Here is a 23,465-nt window from a genome sequence, read left to right on the forward strand (position 1 = left end):
CGGCGACTCGCATGACGCAGGCAGTTCTCGCGTCTCGGACGGCGGCCCTCCTCCGCCTCGTCGCGTCGAACCCCGCGCCGCTCGGCCTGAGTGAGATCGCGCGGGACTCCACGATCCCGAAAGCGACCTGCATCCGCATCCTCCGAGCGCTGGTCGAGGAGGAACTGCTCGAGATCGATCCCGAAACCCGGCGCTATCGCGTCTCCTTCGCCCTCACCGCGCTCATGGCCGATCGCGTGCAAGCCGACGGCTCCATCGAGTTGCTGCGCCACGAGCTCGACCGACTCCGCGCCTCGACCCACGAGACCGCCGGTATCGATCTCCTGATCGGCGATGACGTCGTCGTCGTGTTGCAGGTGGAAGGTCCACAGCTGATCAGCCAGACGGGCAAGCCCGTGCCTCGGCGACTCCCACTCCTTCGCTCATCCACCGGGAAGGCGTTCCTGACCTGGCACCACGACCCGTCAATCGCCGAGGCCGCCCTCGCCCCACTCAGCCCGACCGAACGGGCCCGCGTGGCCGAGGAACAGGACACGAACCGGCAGCGGGGTTACGCGGTCGCGTTCGAGGAACTCGACCCGGCAGCCGCGGCCATTGCCGCGCCGGTGATCGTCCACGACACCATGGTCTGCACCGTGTGGATCGGTGGACCCAGCTTCCGGATGACGCCGGAGGAGCTTCCCGACCTCGCCACCCATGTGGTGGAATCGGCGAACCGTCTCGCTGTCCTACTCCGCACGGGGCAGGTCTCTCTCGACGATCTTCCGTCCGCACCCATGAAGGAAGTCTCATGACGACGACTCGTATCGCATGCCTCCAGACCGAGCCCGTGCTCGGAGAGGTGACCCAGAACCTCGCCGACCAGGCGATCGCGTGTGCGGACGCCGTGGCCAATGGGGCCGACCTCCTCGTCCTGCCGGAATGTTCGACCACCGGCTGGGCGTTCGAGAGTCCCGCACAGGCGCACGAGGTCGCCGAGCCGGTTCCCGACGGGGCAGCGTTCCGGCAGTGGTCGGCGTTGTGTCGTGACGAGGGCATCCACCTCGTCGCCGGCGTGGCCGAGAGCGACGGCGACGCGCTCTTCAACACGGCGGTGTTGATCGGCCCTGATGGGTTGATCGGGAAGTACCGCAAGGCCCACACCTGGGCCCTCGAGAAGACCTTCTACGAGCCCGGGGATCTCGGCGTGCCGGTCTTCGACACCCCGCTCGGTCGAATCGGTATGCACATCTGTTACGACTGCTGGTTCCCCGAGTCCTTCCGTCTGATGGCTGCCCAGGGCGCCGACCTCGTGTGTGCACCGTCGAACTGGGTCCCCGTCCCGACACAACGCGACGACCTGCCGGTGATGGCCAACATGCTCTGCATGACCAATGCCCACGCGAACCTGGTCTACGTCGCGGCCGCCGATCGTGTCGGGGCGGATGGCGATCAGCCCTTCATCGGGCGGAGCATCATCGTCGATCACACGGGTTGGCCGATCGCCGGTCCGGCCAGCCCCGACCGTCCCGAGATCATCTACGCGGATGTCGACCTCATCGGCTCACGCGCCGAGCGTCGCGGCAATCCGTTCAACCAGCCCCTGCGCGACCGCCGGCTGGATGTCTACGACGAGATGCTCGGCTCCGGCCAGGCGGCCGGCGAGTACTGACGAGGGTCAGGACAGAACCTGCTCGACGGATCGCAACGCGTTGCGCACTTCGTTCGTTTTCTCGAAGAAGGACGGGTCGTTGCGAATGGCATCGGTGCGCTCACCCAGGTCGATGTCGACCGTGGAGTGGATCTGACCGGGGCGAGGCGACATGACGACCACGCGTGAGGACAGGTAAACCGCCTCGGCGATCGAGTGCGTGACGAAGATGATCGTGGTGTCGAGCTCGTTGTAGATACGCAGGAGTTCCGCCTGCATGTGCTCGCGGGTCATCTCGTCGAGCGCACCGAACGGTTCGTCCATCAACAGGAGCTTCGGCTCGAAGGTGAGGCAGCGGGCGATCGCCACCCGCTGCTGCATGCCGCCGGAGAGATGGAACGGATAGTGCGACCCGAACTCGTCGAGCTTCACGAGTTCGAGCATCTCCTCGCTGCGCTTGCGACGGTCCACCTTGGACCAGCCCTTGAGCTCGAGGGGCAGCTCGATGTTGGCCCGCACGGTGCGCCAGTCGAAGAGACCTGCCTTCTGGAAGGCCATTGCGTGGTCCTGGTCGAGCCGCGCCTGTGGCGCCGACTTACCGAAGACCGTGACGGTGCCGCGGTTCGACGGCAGGAGGTCGGCGACAACTCGCAGCAGGGTGGACTTGCCGCAACCGGAGGGACCGATCAACGAGACGAACTCGCCCTGCTCCACGGTCAGGTCGATGCCGCGGAGCGCCTCCACGGCGTTGGCCGCGCCCTCGTTGAAGACCTTGTCGACGCCAACGAGTTCGACGGCCGGGGCGGACGGATCGACGGTGGTCACGCAGACTCCTGGTTCATCCGCTCGTCGGGCACGATTCCGAGCTCGTCGAGCACTTCGCGAGCGAGGCGGAAGGCCTCGACCCCGGCAGGGACGCCGGCGTAGACCGACACCTGCAGGAGGGTGTCGCGGATCTCCTCGAGTGTGCAGCCGTTGCCGATCGCGGCACGGAAGTGGGTCTTGAACTCGTGCGACCGGTTGAGCGCCGACAGGATGCAAAGATTGTTGAGGCTGCGCTGCCGGTCGTCGAGTACCGAGCGCCCCCACACGCCACCCCAGCAGTATTCGGTGACCGTCTCCTGGAACTCGCGGTTGAAGGTGTCCACCCCGGCGAACGCCCGGTCAACGTACTCATCGCCGAGTACCCGGCGACGGGCGGCCATGCCTTCGTCGAACTTGGAATTGCTCACGTCGTGTCTGCTTTCATCCGCGTCGGCGTCACCATACTCCACACCCATTTCCACGAATGCGGGCAACCGCTCCTCATGGGGACTCGTCGCCTCGCGGGGCCATCACCGCGTCGGTGTCGAGGGTCGCCGGGAGACTGCTCGCCCGGATGCGCGCTGCGAAGGCGTAGTCGAGTGGCGCGATTCCGTCGAAGGGCGCGTCCAGCACGATCTCGGCGCCGGCCCCGTAGGGCGCTGCCGCTCGCGTCGCCAGGGTGACGTCCGCGGTCACGCCGGACAGCAGATGAATGTCGGCTTCGAGGCCGGGGAAGAACCGGCTCGCGAACGACATCACGCCGTGCACGCCGTCCACCGCGACCGCCCGTTCGGCCACGGCGCGGGCGTCGCCGTCGCCTCGACGGAGCACGACCCGGATGCCGGTGTGGCCGACATGGGGCACGTCGCGGTCGTCGAGCCGCAGCACCGGGTCACCCACGACCCACGAGAGATCCATCGCGTCGCCGGTACGCACGGTGCGACGACCGGCGCCCTCCATGCGCCCCGCGGCCTCGAGCACCTCGCGGAAGCCGGTCATGGCCTGGATGGCCTCACCGGGATCGACCGCGGTCAGATAGATCGTGACGTTCACACCCTTGCCGTCCTCGAAACCGCCGTGGACGCCGGTGGTCGGCAAACGGATCTCGTGGAGCTCCGGCGGTGCCACGTAGCGGCAACCGCCGGCGATCTCGGGCATGGCGAGGTTCGGTGGCAGGTGTTCGAGGTCGTACCAACGATTCCAGCTCTCGATGTTGTCGTGGTCGGTGTCGAGCGCCGTGAAGATGATGCCGGTGGCTTCCATGCCGGAACCTCGCCTATTTCTCGAAGAGGGGAATGTGGCTGTCGCCCAGGAAGTGGGTCTCGTTGAAGCTTCGCACGGTGACGGAGTCGTTCGACGCAGACGCGAGGACACGCGTGACGCCCGCGTAGTCCGGTACGAACCGGAGCGTGTCGTCGATGCCGAGCATCTGGGCGAACCAGACCGAGGTGACCATCCCGTGGCAGAACACGGCCACGCGGCGGCCGGGGTTCTCCGCGACGATCGAGGCGAACGCGTCGTGCACGCCGGTCATCCACCGACGCTTCTCGTCCTCGCCCAGCACGCTCAACGGATCCTCCCAGGTCTCGTCGGTCGCGCCGTCCCTGATCAGCTGCCTCGTCACCTCGGCCGGCACGTAGGACGAGTCGTGCCGGTCGTACTCGGCCACGCCGTCGACCACGATCGGTTCGAGGCCGAGCATCCGGGCAAGCGGCGCGGCCGTCTGACGGGCCCGGGCGAGCGGACTCGTCACGACGACGTCGACGCCCATCGGCGCCAGGTACTCACCGACCCGCTCCGCCTGCCGGTGACCGACATCGGCGAGATCGGGATCGGCTGCGCCGGCCACGTCCTCGACGTGTTCGGGTCGTCCGTGGCGAACGATGATCAGCTCCATCTCGCGTCCCCTTCCGCACGCCGCTCCGCATTCTCCTGACAGCGTCGTGCTGCGCGACACTAACGAGATGCAGGGACTCATCCTCGAAGGAACCACCGAAGACAGCGTGCGACTGTCGGACGACATCACGCTGGCCGCCGCCGATCTGGCCCCCCGTCAGGTGCGGGTGGAGATCAAGGCCGCCGGCGTCTGCGGCTCCGACCTGAGCTGTGTGCACGGCAAGTACTACATGCCCACGCCGCTCGTGCCGGGCCACGAGGCCGCCGGCGTCGTGACCGAGATCGGTGCCGCAGTGACCTACTGCGAGGTCGGCGACCACGTCATCCTCTCGACCTTCTCCAACTGTGGGCACTGCCCCGACTGCGAGGGCGGCGATCCGGGCAACTGCGCGGTGTCGATGGGCAACCTCACCCAGCCCTATGTCGAGGGCGACCAGCCGCTCTACAACTTCGCGGGCATCGGGGCGTTCGTGCAGGAGACCATCGTCGGCGAGAACCAGTGCATCCCGATCCCGAAAGAGATGCCGCTCACCGCGGCGGCGCTCATCGGCTGCGGTGTGATCACCGGCACCGGCGCGGTGTTCAACCGGGCCAACGTGCAGTTGGGCGACACGTGTGTCGTCATCGGTGCCGGCGGCGTCGGACTCAATGTGATCCAGGCGGCCAAGCTCTGCGGCGCCTCGCAGATCATCGCCGTGGATCGGGCTCCCGAGAAGGAGGCCTTCGCCACCGACTTCGGCGCGACCGACTTCATCCTCGCCGAGGAGGGCGTCGACGTCGTCAAGGAGGTCACCCAGATGACCGGCCGGGGCGTCAACCACGCGTTCGAGGTCGTCGGCAGCACCCAGCTGCTCGCGGACTGCATCCAGATGACCCGGCCGGGCGGCAACATCTGCGCGGTCGGCGTGCCCGACCTCACCGCGACGGTCACCTACGGCTTCCAGTCCCTGCACCAGAACAAGAACCTGATGGGCATCCGGGCCGGCGGCGCCCGGCCCCGCAAGGACTTCCCGATGCTCGCCGATCTCTACATGAAGGGGAAGCTCAAACTCGACGAGCTCATCTCCAACACCGCCGGCCTCGACGGCATCCAAGGCGCCTTCGACGCCATCAAGACCGGCACCGAGGCCCGCACCATCCTGCTCCCCAACGGCTGAGAAAGTATGGGGGTCAGACCCCAGTACTTTCTCGGGGCAACACGACGGCGGGAAGCGGGTGGCGGTAGAGCTTGGCCGCGTTCTCGGAGCAGATCATCCGGAGTTCGTGCGCCGGAAGGTCACCCCAGGCGTCGGCGATCACTTGCTGCGTGTGCGGCCACGTCGAGTCGCCGTGCGGATAGTCCGTCTCGACACAGATGTTCTCGACGCCGATGACGTCCCTCGTTCGGATCGTGGACGGGTCATCGATCGTGCAGAACCAGAAGTTGCGCCGCAGCACGTCGGCGGGGCGGACGTCCCATCCCAGCCCGTAGCCGGACCGATCCACGATGTTGTCGAGCCGGTCGATCAGCATCGCGACCCAGCCGATCCCGCCCTCACTCATGGCGATCTTCAGGCCTGGGTGCTTCAGCGGATACTCGGACCACAGCCACTCGGCGCACGCCCCGAGCGACAGCTGACCGAACATCGTGGCGCCGAGTTGGAGCCCGGGCGCGCCGGCCGGGATCTCGTGGAGTCCCGACGAGCCGACATGGAGGGAGATGACCGTGTCGGTGTCGACGCACGCCTGGATGATCGGATCCCAGAAGCTGCGGTCCCACAGATTCGGCAGGCCGATCGCGTGGGGACGCTCGGGCATCGTCACCGAGGTGAACCCCCGCTGGGCGTTGCGATGGATCTCCGCGGCTGCCGCCTGCGGGTCACCCAGATAGGTGATGCCGCCGGGAATCACCCGTTCGGGATGCGGCTCGTACCACTCGGTGAAGAGCCAGTCGTTCCACGCCCGGACCGCGTCGAGCCCGATCTCGGGATCGGAGGCCCGGGCGAACACCGCGCCGCAGAAGCCGGTGACCTGGCTCGGGAAGTTGAGCATCGCCCAGATGCCACCGAGGTCCATGTCGCGGATGCGGGCCTCGACGTCGTAGCAACCGGGGCGCATGTGCTCGAAGCGGAACGGCTCGACGTTCACCGATTCGGGCCGTCGCCCGGCCACGGCGTTCATCCCCATCTGGACATAGCGCTTGCCGTCGAACTCCCACAGCTGATGGCCGTGCTCGTTCTCGACGAGTTGGGGGCCGCGGTCGCGCAACGCCGGCTGCATGTAGGTCTCGAAGAGGTGGGGCGGCTCCACGACATGGTCGTCCACCGAGATCACGGTGTACCGCACGTCGGCGGGTTCGGGATCGGGGAGGAAGAGCTCCGGGTCGAGGGTTGTCATCAGTCGATCTCCAGGTCGGGTTCCAGTCGGTAGCGCAGGTGCGGGGCCGGCCAGGCCCCGAGCTCTTCGTCCTTGCGAGCGCCGTCGGCGCGCCAGCCGTGCCGCTCGTAGAAGGTGATGGCGCGATCATTGCCCTCGAGCACCCACAGCACGAGCGGCCGGGTGCGATCGGCGCGCAGCTCGGCCGACGCCGCGCGCAGGAGCGCCGACCCGGCGCCGGTGCCCCAGGCATCCGGGTCGACATAGATCGAGAAGATCTCCCCACAGCCCTCCGTGGGGGACTCGGTCGTGCCCACGACGAAGCCGACGATCTCGTCGTCCACCTCGGCGGCGAGACGCGCGCCCTGACTCGGTTGCGCGAGCCAGACATCGCGCCATTCGACGGTGCGCTGGGCGACCGTCAGACCGGCGAGGAACTCGGGATCGACCAACCCCGCGTAGCCGTGCTGCCAGGCGCGGACGTGCACCCGGGCGATGCCGGGCGCGTCCGCCGCCGTGATCTCCCGGATCTCCATGGCCAGACCGTAGCGAGGGCGACGGGCTAGCGTCCCGCCCATGAAGGTGCTCGTCATGGGGGGAACCAACTTCAACGGCCTGGCGCTCGTGCACGAACTCGTGCATCAGGGCCACGACGTCAGCGTGCTCAATCGCGGCCGGAGCGAGGCATCCATCCCCGACTCGGTCACTCGCCTCGTCGGCGACCGCAGCGAGCCCGACACGATCCGCGCCGCCCTCGCGGGCACCGAGTGGGACGTGATCCAGGACGTGACCGCCTACCACCCGGAGGACGTCGAGCTCATGATCGAGCTCTTCCGCGACCGGGTCGGCCACTACATCTTCGCCAGCTCGACGGTGACCTACGCGGCGAGCGGGCTGCTGCCCATCACCGAGGAGCACCCCGACGACCGCACCAGCGCGCAGAACGAGTACGGCCTCCACAAGCTCCTCTGCGAGGACGTGCTCTGGCGGGCCCACGCCGAGCACGGCTTCCCCGCGACGAGCGTGCCGTTCTCGATGGTCTTCGGACCCCACAACATGATCTCGGCCCGCGAGCAGGCCATGTTCCGGCGGGTCGTCGACGGGCGTCCGGTCATCGTGCCGGGCGACGGCGAGACGCTGCTCCAGGTCGGCCACGTCGACGACCAGGCCAAGGCGCTCACGCAGATGATGGGCAACTCGGCCACCCTCGGCCGGCGTTACAACCTCACCGGAGCCGAGTTCGTCACCCGCAACCACTATGTCGCCACGATCGCCGCGGCGGCCGGCGGCGACGACCCCGACGTGCGCCACGTCCCCCACGAGACGATGGAAGCGCTGTGGACCGGCGAGATCCTCGTCGACCTCGGGGAGACCGGCGGCATGCTGCAGACCCGCTCGACATCCGAGGGCCGGGCGAACCCACGCCAGTCCGCCGGCGCCCAGCGGTTCCAGCTCGCCCAGCTCGTCCAGCATCTCGCGCCCAACATCCACCACTGGAACGCGTCGACCGTCTTCTCGATCGATCGGCTCCGCGCCGACGTCGGCTGGGAGCCGGAGCACACGTTCGCGTCGATGGTCGAGGACACGTTCGGGTGGTGGCGCGGCACCGACCTCCCGGCGCAGCCGAAGGACTGGACGTTCGAGGACAACCTCCTCGGCCTGCTCTGACCGCCGAGGTCAGCGGAGCAGCGAACGGGCGTCCGCGAGGACGCGCGACCTAGGGTTTCGCCCATGGCTGTCGACGGACTCGATCTCATCTCACCGGAGTACTACGGAGCGGCCGGGCCCCCGTGGGCCCAGTGGCGCGAGCTGCGGGCGCAGCCCCTCACCCGCTTCGAACCCGAGGGGTACCAACCCTTCTGGGCGGTGACCCGTCACGCCGACATCGTGGAGATCTCCGGACGCCCGGACGACTTCTGCAACGGGGAGGGCATCGTCCTGCTCACCAACGAGCAGGCCCGCAACGCCGAGGAGAGCGAGTTCGCCGGCCTCATGAAGACGATCATCGAGATGGATCCGCCGGACCATCGGATGTTCCGCAAGGTGGCCAGCGGCTACTTCACCCCGCGTGGCATCGAGCGTCTCGACGAGATCGTTTCCACGAGCGCAAAGGCTGTCATCGACGCGCTCGGCCCCGAAGGCGAAGCGGATTTCGTCGAGCGGATCACCCAGCAGCATCCGCTCCGGGTCCTGTCCACCATCCTCGGCATCGAGCCGGACCAGGAACAGAAGCTCCTCGAGCTGACGACCCAGCTCTTCGGTGGCGACGACCCCGAGCTCCAGCGCGAGGGCGAGGACCGCGACGAGGCCATGAAGGCGTTGTTCATGGACTTCTACCTGATGTTCAACGAGATCATCCAGGACCGGCGGGCCAATCCGCGCGACGACCTCGCGACGATGCTCGCCACCGCCACCCTCGACAACGGTGAGCCGCTCGGCGACATCGAGACGCTCGGCTACTACCTCATCGTCTTCAACGCCGGCCACGACACGACCCGTCACTCCCTCACCGGCGCATTCCAGGCGTTTCTCGACAATCCCGGCGAGCTCCAGCGCCTGCGCGACGACCCGAGCCTGATGAAGACGGCGGTCGAGGAGATCGTCCGCTACGTCGCGCCGGTCAACTACATGAAGCGCACCGCCACGCGTGACCTCGTCTACGACGGGCACCAGATCACGAAGGGTGACCGGTTCGGACTGTTCTACGCGTCGGCGAACCGTGACGCCGAGGTGTTCGACGACCCCGACCGGTTCGACATCGGCCGGTCACCCAACCGGCACCTCGGATTCGGCTGGGCTGAGCACTACTGCCTCGGCGCCCACCTCGCCCGCGCTTCCATCGCCGCCCTGCTCGAACAACTCGCGGCCCGCATGGAGTCCATGGAGCCGGCCGGCGATCCGGCGTATGTCGCCTCCTCGTTCGTGGTCGGGCCGAAGCACCTTCCCATCCGCTACAAGATCTCGTCCTGACGGGCGGATGACCGACGACCGCAGGTTCCAGGAACCCGACTACCGGGCGACGGCCGGCGAGTTCATCCGTCATGTGGCGGACGCGTGGGGCGACCGGGAGCTCGCGGTTCTCGATGGTCATCGCCTCACCTTCGCGGAGGCGGAACGGGAATCGGCTCGGCTGGCAAAAGCACTGCTTGCCACCGGCGTGAAAGCGGGCACCCATGTCGCCCTGCTCGCTCCCAACGGACCGGACTGGATCGTCGGCTTCCTCGCGGCAACCCGCATCGGCGCGCTCGTGCCGCTGCTCAACACCTACTACAAGCCGCGCGAGCTCGGTTGGGTGCTCGAACACTGCGACGCCGAGGTCCTCCTGACCGTCGATCGCCACCTCGGCCACGACTACGCCGAGCGGCTCGAGGAGGTCGCCCCGGGCCTCGCCGACCAGTCCCACGGTCAGATCCATGTGGACACACATCCGACCCTGCGCACCGTGTGGATGTGGGCCGACGACACGCCGTCGTGGGCCGCGCCGGTGAGTGACCTCCTGGCTCGTGCCGGTGACGTGGCCGACGCCGATCTCCTCGAAGCCGAGGCAAGCCTGCGTCCCAACGACGCCATGCTCGTCATCTACACGTCCGGCAGCACGGCCGAGCCGAAGGGTGTCATCCACTCCCACGGCGGCACGATCCGTCACCCGTACAACCTGCTCCCGTTCCGGGATCTCGAGCCGGGCGACGTCTGCTACACGCCCATGCCGCTGTTCTGGGTCGGCGGACTCACCTACACGCTGATCAGCTGCATGCACGCGGGCGCGACCGTCGTCTTCGAGCAGCAGTTCGAACCGGGCGCCACGCTGGACCTGATCGAGCGCGAGCGAGTCACCCACGTGATCGGCTGGCCCCACATGGCCAAGGCGCTGACCGAGCACCCGTCGTTCGCCGACCGCGACCTCTCGTCGGTACGTGGCGGCTCGCTCGACGCCCTGCTGCCCGCGCACCTGCGGGTGGGCGACCCGGAGCTGCGGGCCAACTCGCTCGGCATGACCGAGTCGCTCGGCCCCCACTCGATCGAGTTGATCGGGAGTCAGCTCCCACCGGACAAGCGCGGGTCCTTCGGTCGCTCGGTGCCGGGCATCGAGCATCGCATCGTCGACCCGATCACGGGCAAGAACCAACCGCCCGGCGAGATGGGCGAGATCTGGATCAAGGGCTACTCCCTGATGCTCGGCCATCTCCGGAAGAGCCGACGGGACGTGTTCACGAAGGACGGCTGGCTACCGACGGGCGACGCGGGCTATCTCGACGCGGACGGGCACCTGTACTTCAAGGGCCGGCTCGGGGATCAGATCAAGTCGTCCGGCATGAACATCACGCCCCGCGAAGTCGAGCTCGTGCTCGAGGAGCAGCCCGAGGTCATGCACGCGTTCGTGATGGGCGTGCCCCACACCGAGCGGGGGGAGGACGTCGCCGCCGCGGTGGTGTTCCGCCCCGAGCAATCGGCAGGCAGTGACGACCTCCGGGCCCGCCTCAAGGCGGAGATGGCGAGCTACAAGGTGCCCCGCCACATCGCGACGTATGCGTCACCCCAGGAACTGCCCTGGCTCGACAGCGGCAAGATCGACCGCCGGGCGTTGCAGCAGTCGTTGATCGACCGCTTCGGCGACGGGTCCTGACCGGCGGCCGCACAACTAGCTGCCCGCGCCCGCCCGAATCGACGCGGCGAGGTCGTTCGCCTCGGCCTCCGTGAAGTTGCCGGTGATGGAGATCTGGTCGCGGTCGAAGGACGCAGCGTTGACGGACGGTGCCGAGACGACGCCGCCGTCGACCACGATCGCGATCTGGCCGGCCGGGCAACGCCGGCTACGGGAAACGCAGGCTGCGGCGAGCGAGTTGAAGTCGTCGATCCCCGGTGACCCGGCATGAAGGGTGAGCGAGACGTTCCACTGCCCCGCGAACGTGGCATAGGCCGACTCGATTCCGCCGGCCGGGAGCGCATCGCCGAGCACCGGATCCACGCCGAGACCCTCGGACCACGGTTCGAGCAACGCACGGAACTCGACCGTGGCGGGCTCGACCTCGAGTACTTCGTCGATCGTGTCATCGCCACACCCGACGAGCAGCGCACCCGCGGCCACCAGGCCGACCAGAACTCGCATGCTCCGAGACTCACTCATGTCGCTACCCCCGTGGCATCCCGAGCATCCGCTCGGCGATGATCGTCCGCTGGACTTCGCTCGTGCCGCCTGCAATGGAGGCGGACTTGGACCACAGCCATTGACGCTGCCACGTCCCCGCGGCCGAAGCACCAGTGGGCGTCGGCCACAGCGGGGCCTCGTCGCCCAGGATCCGGAGGGCGAGGGCCGACACGTGCTGGGTCATGTCGGACCACGTGAGCTTCACCACGGAGGACTCCGGACCGGGTTCTCCGCCGCGCCCGAGGGCCGACAGCGTGCGCCAGTTCTGCAGGCGCAACAGCCGCAACTGCACGAACGCGTCGGCGAGGTCGTCGGCGATCAGCGGGTCCTGCAACGCACCTCGCTCGGCGGCGAGCCGGGCGAGCTCGTCGAGGTACACCTCGTGGACGACCTGCTCCTTGAACGGGAAGTTCGTGCCCCGTTCGTGGGCGAGCGTGGTGTTGGCGACCATCCAGCCCTGGTGGAGGCCGCCGACGATCTGGTCGTCCGGGACGAAGACCTCGTCGAGGAAGACCTCGTTGAACTCCGCCTCGTCGGTGATCTGGTGCAGTGGTCGAATCTCGATCCCGGGCGCAGTCATGTCGATCACCATGTAGGAGATCCCGGCGTGCTTCTTCGCCTCGGGATCCGTGCGCACGAGGGCGATGCCCCACCGGGCGAACTGGGCGTAGGACGTCCACACCTTCTGACCGGACACGAGCCATCCGCCGTCTGCCCGCTCGGCTCGGCTGCGGAGCGCGGCGAGGTCGGACCCGGCGTCCGGCTCGGAGAACAACTGGCACCAGATCTCGCTCGCATCGAGGATCGACGGCAACCAGCGTTGCTGCTGTTCCTCGGTGCCGCACGCGAGGAGCGTCGGCCCGGCGAGGTTGATGCCCGCGCGGTTGACCGGCTGCGGCGCGCCGGCTCGGGCGTACTCCATGTTGTAGAGCGCCACCTCGACGGGCGAGGCGTCACGACCGCCGACCGCCGTGGGCCACGAGATCGCCACCATGCGGTCGGCCGCCATCCGTGCCTGCCACTGCCGACCCCACGCGACCTCTTCGTCCATCGAGGCGAACCGGGTGGGCTTGTCGGCGAGATGGTCGGCCAGCCACACCCGCACCTCGGCGGCGAAGGCGGCCTCGGCCGGCGCCAGCGAGAGGTCCATCAGCGGGACCAATCGGCGAGATAGTCGCCGTGGGCCATGTTGCCGAAGTCGAGCCCGCACAGCGCCTGGAGCCGCGGCGACAGCTGCTCCTGCACGTCGGTGGGGATCGAGCGCCACCAGTTGGTCTGCGGACGCAGGAAGCCTCGCGTGTAGAACGCGAACAGGAGGGCCCGGTCCCGATCCGCCGACCGGTTCTCGCCGGACGTGTGCCAGAGCCGACCGTGCATGAGGATCACGGAACCGGCACTCGCCGCGAACGACTGCATGCCGTCACGCGGATCGTCGGGCACCTCGGCGAACGACGTGAACTCGTGGGAACCGGGGAGATAGCGGGTGGCGCCGTTCTCCTCGTCGGTGTCGTGGAGACACCAGATGGCGTTCATCGCGAACGTCTCCGGCCACGGCTCGGGCATGATCGTCGACTGGTCGCAGTGCGGGTTCATCGAGCCGGAGCCGGGCAGCGCCGTGTTGGCGGTGAAGTTCGAGAGGATGATGTCGGGGCCGAGCAGCGTCTCCACGGCCGCGAGCACCGTGGGGTGGGCGGCGAGTTCGGCGAACACCCTGGCGTGGGCGACGAGGTCGTAGACCCGGATGTTGCGGCCGCCGGGATCGAGGGCCTCCAGCCGCACCGGCATGCCCTTCGCCTCCGACGCGGCGGTCGCATCCACCAGAGCGCGGCGCGCCTCGTCGACCTGCGTCGTCGACAGCACATCCGGGATGACCGACCAGCCTTCGGCCCAGAAGCGGTCGATCACCGCGCGGTCCGGCCCGGGGGCGTGAGGTGTGGGTGAGTCGGTCATGAGCGGCAAACGAGCGCGGTCCCTTGGGTGAGCCAGTATCGACTGTCCTAACGTCGCTGTCATGTCCGCCGACCCCACCGAGCTCGCCGCCGTCCAGGCCGTCCTCCGCCGCCAGCGCGCCCACCGATCGTTCACCGACGAGCCGGTCGACGAGCCCACCATCACCGACATCCTCGATCTCGCGACGCGGGCGCCGAGCGCGCAGAACACCCAGCCGTGGGAGTTCGTCGTCGTCCAGGACGCGGAGCGACGAGCGGCGATCTGGGAGCTGGCCGCCCGTCTGTGGGAGATGGGGGCCAGGGACGCGACGGACGGCAAGGTCGACGACCACATGAAGACCGACGTCGAGCAGGGCGTGCTCGGCGGGTTCGCGCAGGCGCCCGTGTCGATCGTCGTGTGCGCCGACACCGCGAAGTGGCCGGCGAACCTGATGGACTCGTCGATCTGGCCCGCGATCCAGAACATCATGACGGCGGCCACCGCCCACGGCCTCGGCAGCGCCCTCACCACGATCGGCACGATCCTCGTCGACGACCTGCGCGAGATCCTGGCGTTGCCCGACACGCTGGAACCCAAGGCCGTCGTCCCGATCGGCCACCCCGCCCGCACGCTCGGCTCGTCGCGGCGCGAGCCCGTGAGCGAACATGCCCACCGAGAGGAGTTCGGGCGTGCCTGGTGACGATCTGAAGCACGAGAGCGGGATCCGTCGGCTGCTGGCGATGTATTGCCAGCTCCTCGACGACGGGCGCTTCGACGAGTGGATCGCGCTGTTCACCGACGACATCGAGTTCGTCGTCATGGGCATGCACAAGCACGGACACGCCGAGCTCCGCGGCTTCATCGAGCCGAGCCAGCAGGCCGACGCGCGTGGCAAGCACATGATCAGCGAGCCGTGGGTGGAGCTGACGTCCGACGTCACCGCCGCCGCGACGACCGACTTCGCCTGGATCTCGAAGACCGGCGAGGTCGGGCAGACCGGCCGCTACCACGACCAGATCGTCCACACCGGCGAGCGTTGGCAGTTCCGACGCCGCGAGATCGTCTTCACAGGAGACCAACCCGAATGAGTGCCCCGTCCACCAACCCCGTCACACCCAAGGACGTCGCCGATCAGATGATCGAGACGATCGCCCAGTGGGTCGACAAGGAAGTCATCCCGAACGCGAGCGAGCTCGAGCACGCCGACGAGTTCCCCGAGACGATGTTCCGGCAGATGTGCGAGTTCGGCCTCTTCGGCGCCACGATCCCCGAGGAGTACGGCGGACTCGGGCTCGACGTCACCACTTACGCCCGCATCGTCGAGGAACTGTCGCGGGGGTGGATGTCGCTCTCCGGCATCCTCAACACGCACAAGATCGCGGCGACGATGATCGGCCGCTACGGCACCGAGGAACAGCGCCGGACCTATCTCCCCCGGATGGTCGACGGCAGCTACCGGGCCGCGTTCTCGCTGAGCGAGCCGGACTCCGGATCCGACGCCGGCGCCCTTCGCTGCAAGGCGACCCAGGACGGCGATGAGTGGATCATCAACGGCACGAAGATGTGGGTGACCAACGGCGAGCGGGCCCACCTCGTCATGCTGCTGGCCCGCACGCCGGACGATCGAGTGACCTGCTTCATCGTGGAGAAGGAGCCGGGCGACCGGTTCGAGGGAATCGCCACCAGCAAGAAGATCCACAAGCTCGGCTACAAGGGGCTCGAGACCGTGGAGATGAGCTATGTCGATCATCGGGTCCCCCACTCGCAGCTGCTCGGCGGTGACGAGGGCATGGGCAACGGGCTGCGCTACGCGCTGTCGGCGCTCGAGCTCGGCCGGATCAACATCGCGTCGCGCGCGGTCGGCGTGGGCCAGGCGGCGTTCGACTCGGCGATGAAGTACGCCCAGGAGCGCGAGACGTTCGGCAAGCCGATCTTCCAGCACCAGGCCATCCAATTCAAGCTCGCCGAGATGGCCACGAAGCTCCAGGCGGCCCGGCTGATGACCTATGACGCCGCGGCCCGCTACGACCGCGGCGAGCGCATCGATCTCGAAGCGGGCATGGCAAAGCTCTTCGCCTCCGAGGCGTGCTTCGAGATCTGCACTGACGCGCTGCGCATCCACGGCGGCAACGGCTACACCCAGGAGTACGACGTCGAGCGCTACTTCCGGGATTCGCCGCTGATGATCATCGGGGAAGGCACCAGCGAGGTCCAGAAGATGGTGATCGCCCGCAAGCTCCTCGAACGCCATGCGATCGAGTAAGTACCGGGGTCTGACCCCAGAAAGTATGCGATGACGATTCGGCAGCCGGCGGAGCGGTTTCGGGCGCTGTTCGAGCCGCGGGGGATCGTCGTGGCGGGGGCGGCCACGCATCCGGGCAAGTTCGGGTTCGTGGCGTACCACAACCTCCGGGCCGCCGGCTTCGAGGGCGCGCTCGTGGGGACGAACCTCGCCGGGGAGGACGTGCTCGGCGAGCGGACCTACGCCTCGATCGACGAGATCCCCGACGGGGACTACGACCTCGTCTTCCTCGGTGTCCCGGCGAAGGCAACGGCCGACATGCTCCGCCAGGCGGCTGACCGGGGCATCACCGCGGCGTTCTGTGCGTCAGCCGGCTACGGCGAGATCGACGAGGACGGTCGCGCTCACCAGCACGAGCTGGCGGAGCTCGCCGACTCGCTGGGCATCCTGTTCGCCGGCCCCAATGGACAGGGCGTGATCTCCACGCCGGTGAACATGTGCGCCCAGATCGTCGCGCCGATGCCACCGCGGGGAACGATCGCCATCGCGAGCCAATCCGGGGGCATGGTGTCGACATTCGGCAACTACGCCCGCCAGTGCGGTGTGGGGATCAGCCGGGCGATCTCGGTCGGCAACGGTGCCCAGATCAACGTCGCCGACTACATGGAATGGTTCGCCACGGATCCGGAGACCACGGTCGGTCTCGCCTACCTGGAACACGTCGGCGACGACACGGTCGAACGGCTCGGCGCCGTCGCGGAGGCGATGCCGGTGGTCGTGATGCGGGGCGGGCGTACGGGGTCCGGCGTGGCCGCGGTGGCCGCCCACACCGGATCGACCGCCGGGCTCGACGGCACGGACGAAGCCCTCGCCGCCGTCGGTGTCACCGTGGTCGGGTCGATCGACGAGGCCTGGCGCACCGCCGCCACCTTTGCGACCCAGCCCCTCCCCGCGGGTCCGCGCACCGTCGTCTTCGGCACCGCTGGCGGCTGGTGCGTGATCACCGGCGATGCGGTCGAGCGCAGCGAGCTCGAACTCATCGAGCTGCCCGCCGACCTCCGGGCCGAGGTGGACGCCCGGGTGCCGCCCCGCTGGAGCCGTCGCAATCCGATCGACCTGGCCGGGGGCGAGACCCGCGACACGATCCCCGAGCTGTTGCCGATCATCGCTGCGCATCCCGATGTCGACGCCGTCGTGTACCTCGGCCTCGGGATCCAATCGAACACCGGAGCCATGGAGAAGGCCGGTCCCTACTATCCCGACCACGGCCTCGACCGCATCGTCGAGTACCACGAGCGTCAGGACACCCGCTTCGCCGAGGCGGCGGCCGCGGCGTCGGTCCAGTCCGGCAAGCCGGTGATCACCTTCACCGAGCTCGCAACGACCAATCCCGACAACGCCGGGCCGGCCACCGTGCGCGCCACCGGTCGCTTCTGCCATGCCGCCGGCGACGAGGCCGTCCAGGCCCTCGAACATCTCTGGCGCTACGCCCGATTTCAGCTCGTGGTGCAGGGGCCGGCGGCGAACTCGTAGAAGGCGCCGATCGGGTTCCAGCCGGATTCGTTGCCGGCGGCGTCGCCCACCGTCACGGCCATCTGTACGACCTCGCCCGAGGGAACAGGCCAGGCGACGGCCCACCAGCGGTCGGTGTCGGTGCGGACCTGGCCGGAGTCGATCGTGTACTTGTGCAGGCGGGTGAACCCCGCCCCCTCGTCGATGTAGATGCGCACGTCGGCGATGTCGGCCGGATCCGCCGGTGCGTCCCATTCGAGCGTGATCTCGCCGCTGCCTGCGCCGACCCCGCACGTCACGTTGGTCGGCGCCGGCGGTGCCTCGGTGTCGGCAGGTTCGGACGTCGGGGTGACCGCGACGGTCGTGGTGGTCGTCGTGGTCGTCCCCTCCGCCACCGTCGTCGTGGGCGCGGTCGTCGTGGTCGTGGCGGCCGCGGTCGTGGTGGGCGCCGCGGTCGTCGTTGTGGTGGTCGTCGTGGTGGTCGGTGCCGTGTCGTCGCTGTCGTCGGAACATCCGGCCATGACGACCAGAGCGACGACCAGTGCCGACCCGCCGAGGGCCCGTCGCAGGTGCTGCATGCGCCAACGGTAGTTCGGCACGGGGTACCCACAGCGGTACCGTCCAGCAGGTGACGACCCTGGACGATCTGCTGCGCGCCGCCCCGCCGAGGGTCGACGCCGTCGTCGACGGCGACATTCGCCTGTCTTCCGATGACCTGACCGAGCGGGCCAGCGCGATCGCCGGCGCGCTCAACGGCCGCGGCGTGGGCCACGGTGACCGGGTCGCGTTCCAGCTCCCGATCGGCTGGCCCACGGTCGCGCTCTACCGGGCCTGCTGGCAGATCGGTGTGGTGCCCGTCGCCCTCCACCCGATGGCGGGCGCCGCCCAACTTCGCGATGCCCTGAACCAGTCGGAGCCGAGCGTGATCCTCGCCGCGCCCGGCATGACCCTGGCCGAGAACCCACAGGCCACCACCGTGGATTCACTGACCGGCGGCGCCGCTCCACTCGTGGCGGTCGATCCCGACGACGACGCGCTCGTGATGTTCACGTCCGGCAGCGGCGGTCCGCCGAAGGGCGTCGTCCATCGCCACCGCGGCCTCGTCTACAAGGCTCGTCAGTCGATCGACGTCCACGGCTTCACTGCCGATGACGTCGTGCTGATGCCCGCCCCCCTCGCCCACGTGTCGGGGCTGCTCCACGGCGTCCTCGTTCCCGGCACGGCCGGCGCCAAGGCGGTCCTCATGACGAAGTGGGAACCCGGTGCTGCGCTGGACCTGATCGAACGCGAGGGGGTCACCTGGATGATCGGGCCGCCCACCTTCTTCATCGGGCTCATGGACCATCCGGGCTTCGCGTCGAGCCGCGTGGAGTCGCTGCGGCTCCTGTCGTGCGGCGGCGCCGGCGTCAGCCCGGCGTTCGCCGAACGGGCCCGCCGCGAATTGGGCGCCGTGGTCAAGCGCGCCTACGGGTCGACCGAGGCGCCGACCATCACGACGAGCCACCACGACGACCCACCCGAGCGCATGATCGGCACGGATGGGAGGGCGTTCGGCGACGCCGAACTGCGCGTCGACGAGCACGGCGAACTCTGGGTGCGGGGACCGGAGCTCGCCCGCGGCTATCTCGACCCCGCGCGCACCGCGGACGCGTTCGTGGACGGCTGGTTCCGCACCGGCGACCTCGCGACGTTGGACGACGGCTGGCTGACGATCACCGGTCGGCTCGGCGATCGCATCATCCGCGGCGGCGAGAACATCTCGGCCTCCGAGGTCGAACAGCATCTCGAGGCGCATCCGGCCGTGCACCACGCGACTGCGGTTGCCGAACCGGACGAACGTCTCGGGGAACGCGTCGCCGCGTTCGTCATCGCGCCGGAGGGATTCGATCTCGACACCTGTCGCGCCTGGTTCGCCGATCGAGGCGCGGCCCGCTACACGACCCCCGAACGGATCGAAATCGTCGACGAGTTCCCCGTCCTCGCGAGCGGGAAGGTCGACCGCGCGGCCCTCGTCGCCCGCCTGTGAATTCGCACAACCCGGCTGCAATCGCGAAGCTGGTTCATGGCCGAGACGATGCGAGCGGCGCAGTACCGCCGCCCCGGGGAGGTCGAGATCGTGCATCTCGATGAACCGTCGGGCGACGACGCCACGATCGTGGAGATCGACTACTGCGGCATCTGCGGCACGGACCTGCACATGATGATCGACGGGTGGGGCACCCCCGACACCGTGTTCGGGCACGAGTGGTCCGGCCGGATCCTGGAGTCCGGGGCCAGTGATCTCGCCCCCGGCACACTGGTGGTCGGCCTGCCCGACACCCCGTGCGGGCGATGCGACCGATGTGCGGCGGGGCGCACGAGTCTGTGCCGCAACCGGCCCGAGGCGGGCGCGGCGCGCAGCCACGGGGCGTTCGCCCAGCGGATGACGACACCACCGGAGTCCCTGGTCGCCGTACCGCCCGGCATCGACGCGCGCGAGGCGGCCTACACCGAGCCGCTCGCCGTCGCCCTCCACGCCGTCACGCTGTCGGCGATCGGCGACGATCAGGCCGCGCTCGTCATCGGCGCGGGGCCGATCGGCGCCGCGATCATCGCCATCCTGGTGGACCGGGGCATCCGCGTCCGCGCCACCGAGCTGAGCGCGTCTCGCGCCGCCCTCGCCGCGGAGCTGGGCGCCACCGTCATCGCCCCCACCGAGCTCGACGTTCCCGCCCACCCCGGCCAGGACGCCGCCGACGCGGCCGACGTCGTCTTCGAGACGTCCGGGGCCCGCGCCGCGGCCGAACAGGGCCTCACCCAGGTCACCGCCGGCGGCCTCCTCATGCTCGTCGGCACCGGTCTCGACGCTCCTCGGATCGACACCAACCGCGTGATCCTCAACGAGATCCGTATCACCGGCGCGTTCAACTACGACGCAGCCGGTTTCACCGATGCACTCGCGTTGATCGGCAGCGGCCGTCTCCCGCTGGACCTGCTCATCGAGCCGCAGGCGGTCGGACTCGATGCGATGATGGATGCGATGCTCGCGCTCCGCGCGGGCACGATCGCCGGAAAGGTATTGGTGACACCATGAGCGAATTCCGAGGCCCCACGCGGTTCAACCATGTCGCGATGAGCATGGCGCCCGACGCGCTCGACGAGAAGAACCGAGCGGACATCACCGCGTTCTACGGCGAGGTCTTCGGCTGGCAGGAACACCCGACCATGACCGAGGATCGCAAGCGACTCGTGATGGGTGTTCACAGCTACGACCAGTTCGTGTTCCTCATCGCGGAGGACGAACCGATGAAGGCCCCCCGCCTCGACCATTTCGGTCTCGCCGTCGACACCCTCGACGAGCTCCAGGCGGTGCTCGCCAAGGCCAAGGCGTATGCCGAGAAGGACGACCGGGTCGACGTGATCGATTACGACGTCGAGGACCACGGCGTCCTGAAGCTGCACAACTTCTACGTCGGCTTCCTGCTCCCGATGATGGTCGAGGTGCAGTGCTTCGAGTTCACCGAGTGACGGGCCGGACCGCGCGGGTCAGTCGTCGTTCGGACCGTCCGTCTCGGTGCCGACGAGGTTGAACTCCTCGTCGAGCTGGACGTCGACCTGCCGGCCGTCGTCGAGGGTTACCTCGACCTCGTAGTAGCTCTCCTCGTCCTCGATCTCGGTCGCCGTCACGCGGCCCTCGCCGGTGTGCTCGAGGGCCACGGCCGACGCCCAGTCGAGCGCATCGCCGGTGATCGGCGTGTCGCCGGTGTCGTCGTCCACGTTTCCCGAGGCCAGCGCGGCGCCGGTGCCGCCGGCGGCAACCGCCGCAGCGATCGCGCCGGCGGCGAGAATCTTCGTCTTCGTCTGCATGGGTGCTCCTTGCATCTGCGGTGGGTTGACGAGGGCACCGTGCCAGACCGTCGCTGACGGGCTCCTGACCGGCTCAGCGAGCTTCGGCGGGGAGGCGGATCTCGACGACCGTGCCACCGTTCGTCCCCGAGTCGATGCGAATGCTTCCTCCGTGGCGCTCGACGATCTCCCGGGTGATCGCCAAGCCGAGTCCCGAGCCGACGCCGGCGGTGCGGGCCGCGTCGAGCCGCGTGAAACGCTCGAACACGCGGTGACGATCCGCGACGGGGATCCCCGGCCCGTCGTCGCTCACCCGGACCACGGCGCGGTCGCCGTCCCGGCGGAGCTCGACCTCGATCGCCGCGCCCGCATGGCGAGCGGCGTTGTCGAGCAGATTCCTGATCGCTCGTCGGAGGTGACCTTCGTCGCCACGAACGGGCACCGGTTCGACGCGCGTCGTGATCTGGTGCGCATCGTCACGCCACGGGCGGACCTCGTGCAGAACGAGATCGTCCAGATCCAGCAGGGTCCACCGGTCCGGCGTGACGTGCTCGGTCCGGGCGAGGAGCAGGAGGTCGTCGATCATGCGTTGGAGCGTGTCGACCTCCTCCAGCACGCTTCGGTGCGTCGCCTCCAGATCGGCGCCGCCGGGATGGGTGATGTCGACCTCGAGTTCGGACCGCATCCGCGCCAGTGGGGTCCGCAGTTCGTGCGATGCATCGGCGGTGAACTCCCGCTGTCGTGCGTGGGCGTTCTCGACGCGAGCGAGCATCGCGTTCATCGTCGTGGCGAGTCGCGAGATCTCGTCGTTGCCGTCGGGGACCGGCACCCGACGATCGAGCCGGTCGGCGCCGATCGCTTCGACTTCGCCCCGGATCGCCTCGACCGGCCGGAGCGTTCGCCCGACCAGCACCCACACGGCGGCCACGAGAAGCAGCGTGACGGCCGGGCCGACGACGCTCAGGGTTGCGACGAGGATCGTCTGTGACTCGTTGATGTCGTCGACGCTCTGGGCGACGTGGAGCACGAGCCCGTCGTCGATGCTCCTGCTGAGGATCCGGAAGCGATCATCGTCGACGGCGACCGTCGACGATTCGCTGATCCGTTCGCCGTCCGTCGCGAGGGCGATCGGGTCGAGCGTGATGGCCGTGTGGCTCGCCGCGACGACGACCCCGTCGGCGTCGACGATCTGGGCGACGGTGTCGTTCACCGCCGCGAGCAGCGGATCGCCGAGCGGCTCCCGCTCTTCCACGAGCGACTCGATGTCGTCGGCGCGGAGCCGGAGGTTGTCGTCGACACCGGCGAGCCGGAGCTGGCGAAGCGTCACGACGAGGGCCACCGACGCCAAGAGGAGAATGAGCGCGAACAGGACGCCGGCGAGCGACGCGACCTGGGCGCGAACCGACCGACCGGCGAGGAACCGGATCCGACGGTCAGACATCGGGGTTGAGCCGATACCCGGCGCCGCGCACGGTCTCGATCGACCGCCGCCCGAAGGGGTCGTCGATCTTGCGGCGCAGTCGACCCATGTAGACCTCCACGATGTTCGGGTCACCGTCGAAGTCGTCGGCCCAGACGCCGTCCAACACGTCCTTCTTCGACAGAACGGTGTTGACCCGACGCACGAAGAATTCGAACACGTCGAACTCGCGGGTCGTGAGCCCGACCTCGACGTCTCCCCGCCAGGCTCGGCGGGCTCGGGTGTCGATCCGGAGATCGCCGACGCGCCCCGGCGACCCCTCGCTGCTCGACGCGCGGCGCAGCAGGGCGCGAATCCGCGAGACGAGGACCGGGAACCGGACCGGCTTCACGAGATAGTCGTCCGCTCCCGTGTCCAGCGCCTCCGCCTCGTCGAGGTCGCCGTCCTTCGCGGTCAACATCAGGATCGGGGTCCAGTCCCCCTGCGCGCGCAGGTCGCGGCAGATCTGATAGCCGTTGCGTCCGGGCAGCATGATGTCGAGGACGATGAGGTCGTAGCGGCCCTCGGTCGCGAGCCAGAGTCCGTCCGTGCCGGTCTCGGCGACCTCGACGTGGAATCCCTCCGCCTTGAGTCCACGGCGAACGGACGCGGCGATCTTCTCGTCGTCCTCGACCAGCAGCAGCTTCACGACGAGCAGTCTTCCAGG

Annotated in this window: 26 protein-coding genes; 13 read left to right on the forward strand and 13 right to left on the reverse strand. The window is 68.7% G+C overall.

Translation table 11 applies throughout. The annotated features are described in order from the left end of the window. The first annotated feature begins 11 nt into the window (after positions 1–11). Both R8F63_14060 and R8F63_14065 read left to right on the forward strand, forming a co-directional pair. Complete coding sequence (locus R8F63_14060) at positions 12–794, forward strand: IclR family transcriptional regulator C-terminal domain-containing protein (protein ID MDW3219734.1); 783 nt, start codon at positions 12–14, stop codon at positions 792–794. After that, positions 791–1,651: a nitrilase family protein gene (locus R8F63_14065; protein ID MDW3219735.1), complete on the forward strand. Its 861-nt coding sequence runs from the start codon at positions 791–793 to the stop codon at positions 1,649–1,651. The genes R8F63_14060 and R8F63_14065 overlap by 4 nt, the downstream gene beginning before the upstream one ends. Positions 1,652–1,657: 6 nt before the next feature. Here R8F63_14065 and R8F63_14070 read toward each other — a convergent pair whose 3' ends face one another. From R8F63_14070 to R8F63_14085, 4 genes are all read right to left on the reverse strand, one after another. Then, positions 1,658–2,455: an ABC transporter ATP-binding protein gene (locus R8F63_14070; GenBank protein ID MDW3219736.1), complete on the reverse strand. Its 798-nt coding sequence runs from the start codon at positions 2,453–2,455 to the stop codon at positions 1,658–1,660. Then, positions 2,452–2,862 carry a carboxymuconolactone decarboxylase family protein gene (locus tag R8F63_14075; protein ID MDW3219737.1) on the reverse strand — a complete coding sequence of 137 codons (411 nt, stop codon included), beginning with the start codon at positions 2,860–2,862 and terminating at the stop codon, positions 2,452–2,454. The genes R8F63_14070 and R8F63_14075 overlap by 4 nt, the downstream gene beginning before the upstream one ends. 73 nt (positions 2,863–2,935) lie before the next feature. Then, the gene (locus tag R8F63_14080; GenBank protein ID MDW3219738.1) at positions 2,936–3,697 is read right to left on the reverse strand and encodes a hypothetical protein; all 762 of its coding nucleotides are present in this window, start codon (positions 3,695–3,697) and stop codon (positions 2,936–2,938) included. 13 nt (positions 3,698–3,710) lie between these two features. Further along, positions 3,711–4,331, reverse strand: coding sequence for a histidine phosphatase family protein (locus tag R8F63_14085; GenBank protein ID MDW3219739.1), 621 nt, complete (start codon positions 4,329–4,331; stop codon positions 3,711–3,713). A 67-nt stretch (positions 4,332–4,398) separates the two neighbouring features. Between R8F63_14085 and R8F63_14090 the strand changes: the two genes are divergently transcribed. Then, entirely contained in the window at positions 4,399–5,487 is a 1,089-nt protein-coding gene (locus R8F63_14090) for a zinc-binding dehydrogenase (GenBank protein MDW3219740.1), read from the forward strand. Positions 5,488–5,500: 13 nt separating this feature from the next. On the opposite strand, the gene R8F63_14095 is transcribed toward R8F63_14090, so the two are convergent. Beyond that, the gene (locus R8F63_14095; protein ID MDW3219741.1) at positions 5,501–6,706 is read right to left on the reverse strand and encodes an amidohydrolase family protein; all 1,206 of its coding nucleotides are present in this window, start codon (positions 6,704–6,706) and stop codon (positions 5,501–5,503) included. Then, complete coding sequence (locus R8F63_14100; protein ID MDW3219742.1) at positions 6,706–7,221, reverse strand: GNAT family N-acetyltransferase; 516 nt, start codon at positions 7,219–7,221, stop codon at positions 6,706–6,708. Before R8F63_14100 ends, R8F63_14095 begins: the two co-directional genes overlap by 1 nt. 40 nt (positions 7,222–7,261) lie before the next feature. On the opposite strand from R8F63_14100, the gene R8F63_14105 reads away from it, so the two are divergent. The 3 genes from R8F63_14105 (at position 7,262) to R8F63_14115 (ending at position 11,309) form a co-directional block, all read left to right on the forward strand. After that, entirely contained in the window at positions 7,262–8,353 is a 1,092-nt protein-coding gene (locus R8F63_14105; GenBank protein ID MDW3219743.1) for an NAD-dependent epimerase/dehydratase family protein, read from the forward strand. Positions 8,354–8,416: 63 nt separating this feature from the next. After that, complete coding sequence (locus tag R8F63_14110; protein MDW3219744.1) at positions 8,417–9,655, forward strand: cytochrome P450; 1,239 nt, start codon at positions 8,417–8,419, stop codon at positions 9,653–9,655. Positions 9,656–9,662: 7 nt separating this feature from the next. After that, positions 9,663–11,309: a class I adenylate-forming enzyme family protein gene (locus R8F63_14115; GenBank protein ID MDW3219745.1), complete on the forward strand. Its 1,647-nt coding sequence runs from the start codon at positions 9,663–9,665 to the stop codon at positions 11,307–11,309. Positions 11,310–11,324: 15 nt separating this feature from the next. On the opposite strand, the gene R8F63_14120 is transcribed toward R8F63_14115, so the two are convergent. Genes R8F63_14120 through R8F63_14130 form a run of 3 tightly spaced genes read right to left on the reverse strand, consistent with a single transcriptional unit; the run spans position 11,325 to position 13,781 of the window. Further along, positions 11,325–11,792, reverse strand: a complete 468-nt coding sequence (locus tag R8F63_14120; GenBank protein ID MDW3219746.1) for a hypothetical protein — start codon at positions 11,790–11,792, stop codon at positions 11,325–11,327. Between the two features lie 22 nt (positions 11,793–11,814). Next, positions 11,815–12,981 carry an acyl-CoA dehydrogenase family protein gene (locus tag R8F63_14125; GenBank protein MDW3219747.1) on the reverse strand — a complete coding sequence of 389 codons (1,167 nt, stop codon included), beginning with the start codon at positions 12,979–12,981 and terminating at the stop codon, positions 11,815–11,817. Beyond that, the gene (locus R8F63_14130; GenBank protein MDW3219748.1) at positions 12,981–13,781 is read right to left on the reverse strand and encodes a phytanoyl-CoA dioxygenase family protein; all 801 of its coding nucleotides are present in this window, start codon (positions 13,779–13,781) and stop codon (positions 12,981–12,983) included. The genes R8F63_14125 and R8F63_14130 overlap by 1 nt, the downstream gene beginning before the upstream one ends. 61 nt (positions 13,782–13,842) lie before the next feature. On the opposite strand from R8F63_14130, the gene R8F63_14135 reads away from it, so the two are divergent. From R8F63_14135 to R8F63_14150, 4 genes are read left to right on the forward strand one after another with little or no spacing between them, the layout of a single operon-like run. Then, positions 13,843–14,460, forward strand: coding sequence for a nitroreductase family protein (locus tag R8F63_14135; protein ID MDW3219749.1), 618 nt, complete (start codon positions 13,843–13,845; stop codon positions 14,458–14,460). Next, positions 14,450–14,848 (forward strand): nuclear transport factor 2 family protein, encoded by a 399-nt coding sequence (locus tag R8F63_14140; protein MDW3219750.1) that lies wholly within the window; start codon positions 14,450–14,452, stop codon positions 14,846–14,848. The genes R8F63_14135 and R8F63_14140 overlap by 11 nt, the downstream gene beginning before the upstream one ends. Further along, positions 14,845–16,023: an acyl-CoA dehydrogenase family protein gene (locus R8F63_14145; protein ID MDW3219751.1), complete on the forward strand. Its 1,179-nt coding sequence runs from the start codon at positions 14,845–14,847 to the stop codon at positions 16,021–16,023. The genes R8F63_14140 and R8F63_14145 overlap by 4 nt, the downstream gene beginning before the upstream one ends. Positions 16,024–16,053: 30 nt before the next feature. Further along, a complete protein-coding gene (locus tag R8F63_14150) occupies positions 16,054–17,535 on the forward strand; it encodes a CoA-binding protein (GenBank protein ID MDW3219752.1) in 1,482 nt (493 codons plus the stop codon). Here the strand turns inward: R8F63_14150 and R8F63_14155 are convergent. After that, entirely contained in the window at positions 17,499–18,092 is a 594-nt protein-coding gene (locus tag R8F63_14155) for a hypothetical protein (GenBank protein MDW3219753.1), read from the reverse strand. The genes R8F63_14150 and R8F63_14155 overlap by 37 nt on opposite strands. A 50-nt stretch (positions 18,093–18,142) precedes the next feature. Here R8F63_14155 and R8F63_14160 point away from each other — a divergent pair, with 50 nt between their 5' ends. From R8F63_14160 to R8F63_14170, 3 genes are read left to right on the forward strand one after another with little or no spacing between them, the layout of a single operon-like run. Beyond that, a complete protein-coding gene (locus tag R8F63_14160; protein ID MDW3219754.1) occupies positions 18,143–19,540 on the forward strand; it encodes an AMP-binding protein in 1,398 nt (465 codons plus the stop codon). A gap of 36 nt (positions 19,541–19,576) precedes the next feature. Beyond that, positions 19,577–20,587: an alcohol dehydrogenase catalytic domain-containing protein gene (locus R8F63_14165; protein MDW3219755.1), complete on the forward strand. Its 1,011-nt coding sequence runs from the start codon at positions 19,577–19,579 to the stop codon at positions 20,585–20,587. Further along, entirely contained in the window at positions 20,584–21,021 is a 438-nt protein-coding gene (locus R8F63_14170) for a VOC family protein (protein MDW3219756.1), read from the forward strand. The genes R8F63_14165 and R8F63_14170 overlap by 4 nt, the downstream gene beginning before the upstream one ends. Positions 21,022–21,039: 18 nt before the next feature. On the opposite strand, the gene R8F63_14175 is transcribed toward R8F63_14170, so the two are convergent. From R8F63_14175 to R8F63_14185, 3 genes are all read right to left on the reverse strand, one after another. Then, a complete protein-coding gene (locus tag R8F63_14175) occupies positions 21,040–21,360 on the reverse strand; it encodes a PepSY domain-containing protein (GenBank protein MDW3219757.1) in 321 nt (106 codons plus the stop codon). Positions 21,361–21,433: 73 nt separating this feature from the next. Next, positions 21,434–22,780, reverse strand: a complete 1,347-nt coding sequence (locus tag R8F63_14180; protein MDW3219758.1) for an ATP-binding protein — start codon at positions 22,778–22,780, stop codon at positions 21,434–21,436. Continuing rightward, entirely contained in the window at positions 22,773–23,447 is a 675-nt protein-coding gene (locus R8F63_14185) for a response regulator transcription factor (protein MDW3219759.1), read from the reverse strand. The genes R8F63_14180 and R8F63_14185 overlap by 8 nt, the downstream gene beginning before the upstream one ends. Between the last annotated feature and the right edge of the window lie 18 nt (positions 23,448–23,465).

The organism is Acidimicrobiales bacterium (assembly GCA_033344915.1).
Classification (GTDB): Bacteria; Actinomycetota; Acidimicrobiia; order Acidimicrobiales; family Aldehydirespiratoraceae; genus JAJRXC01.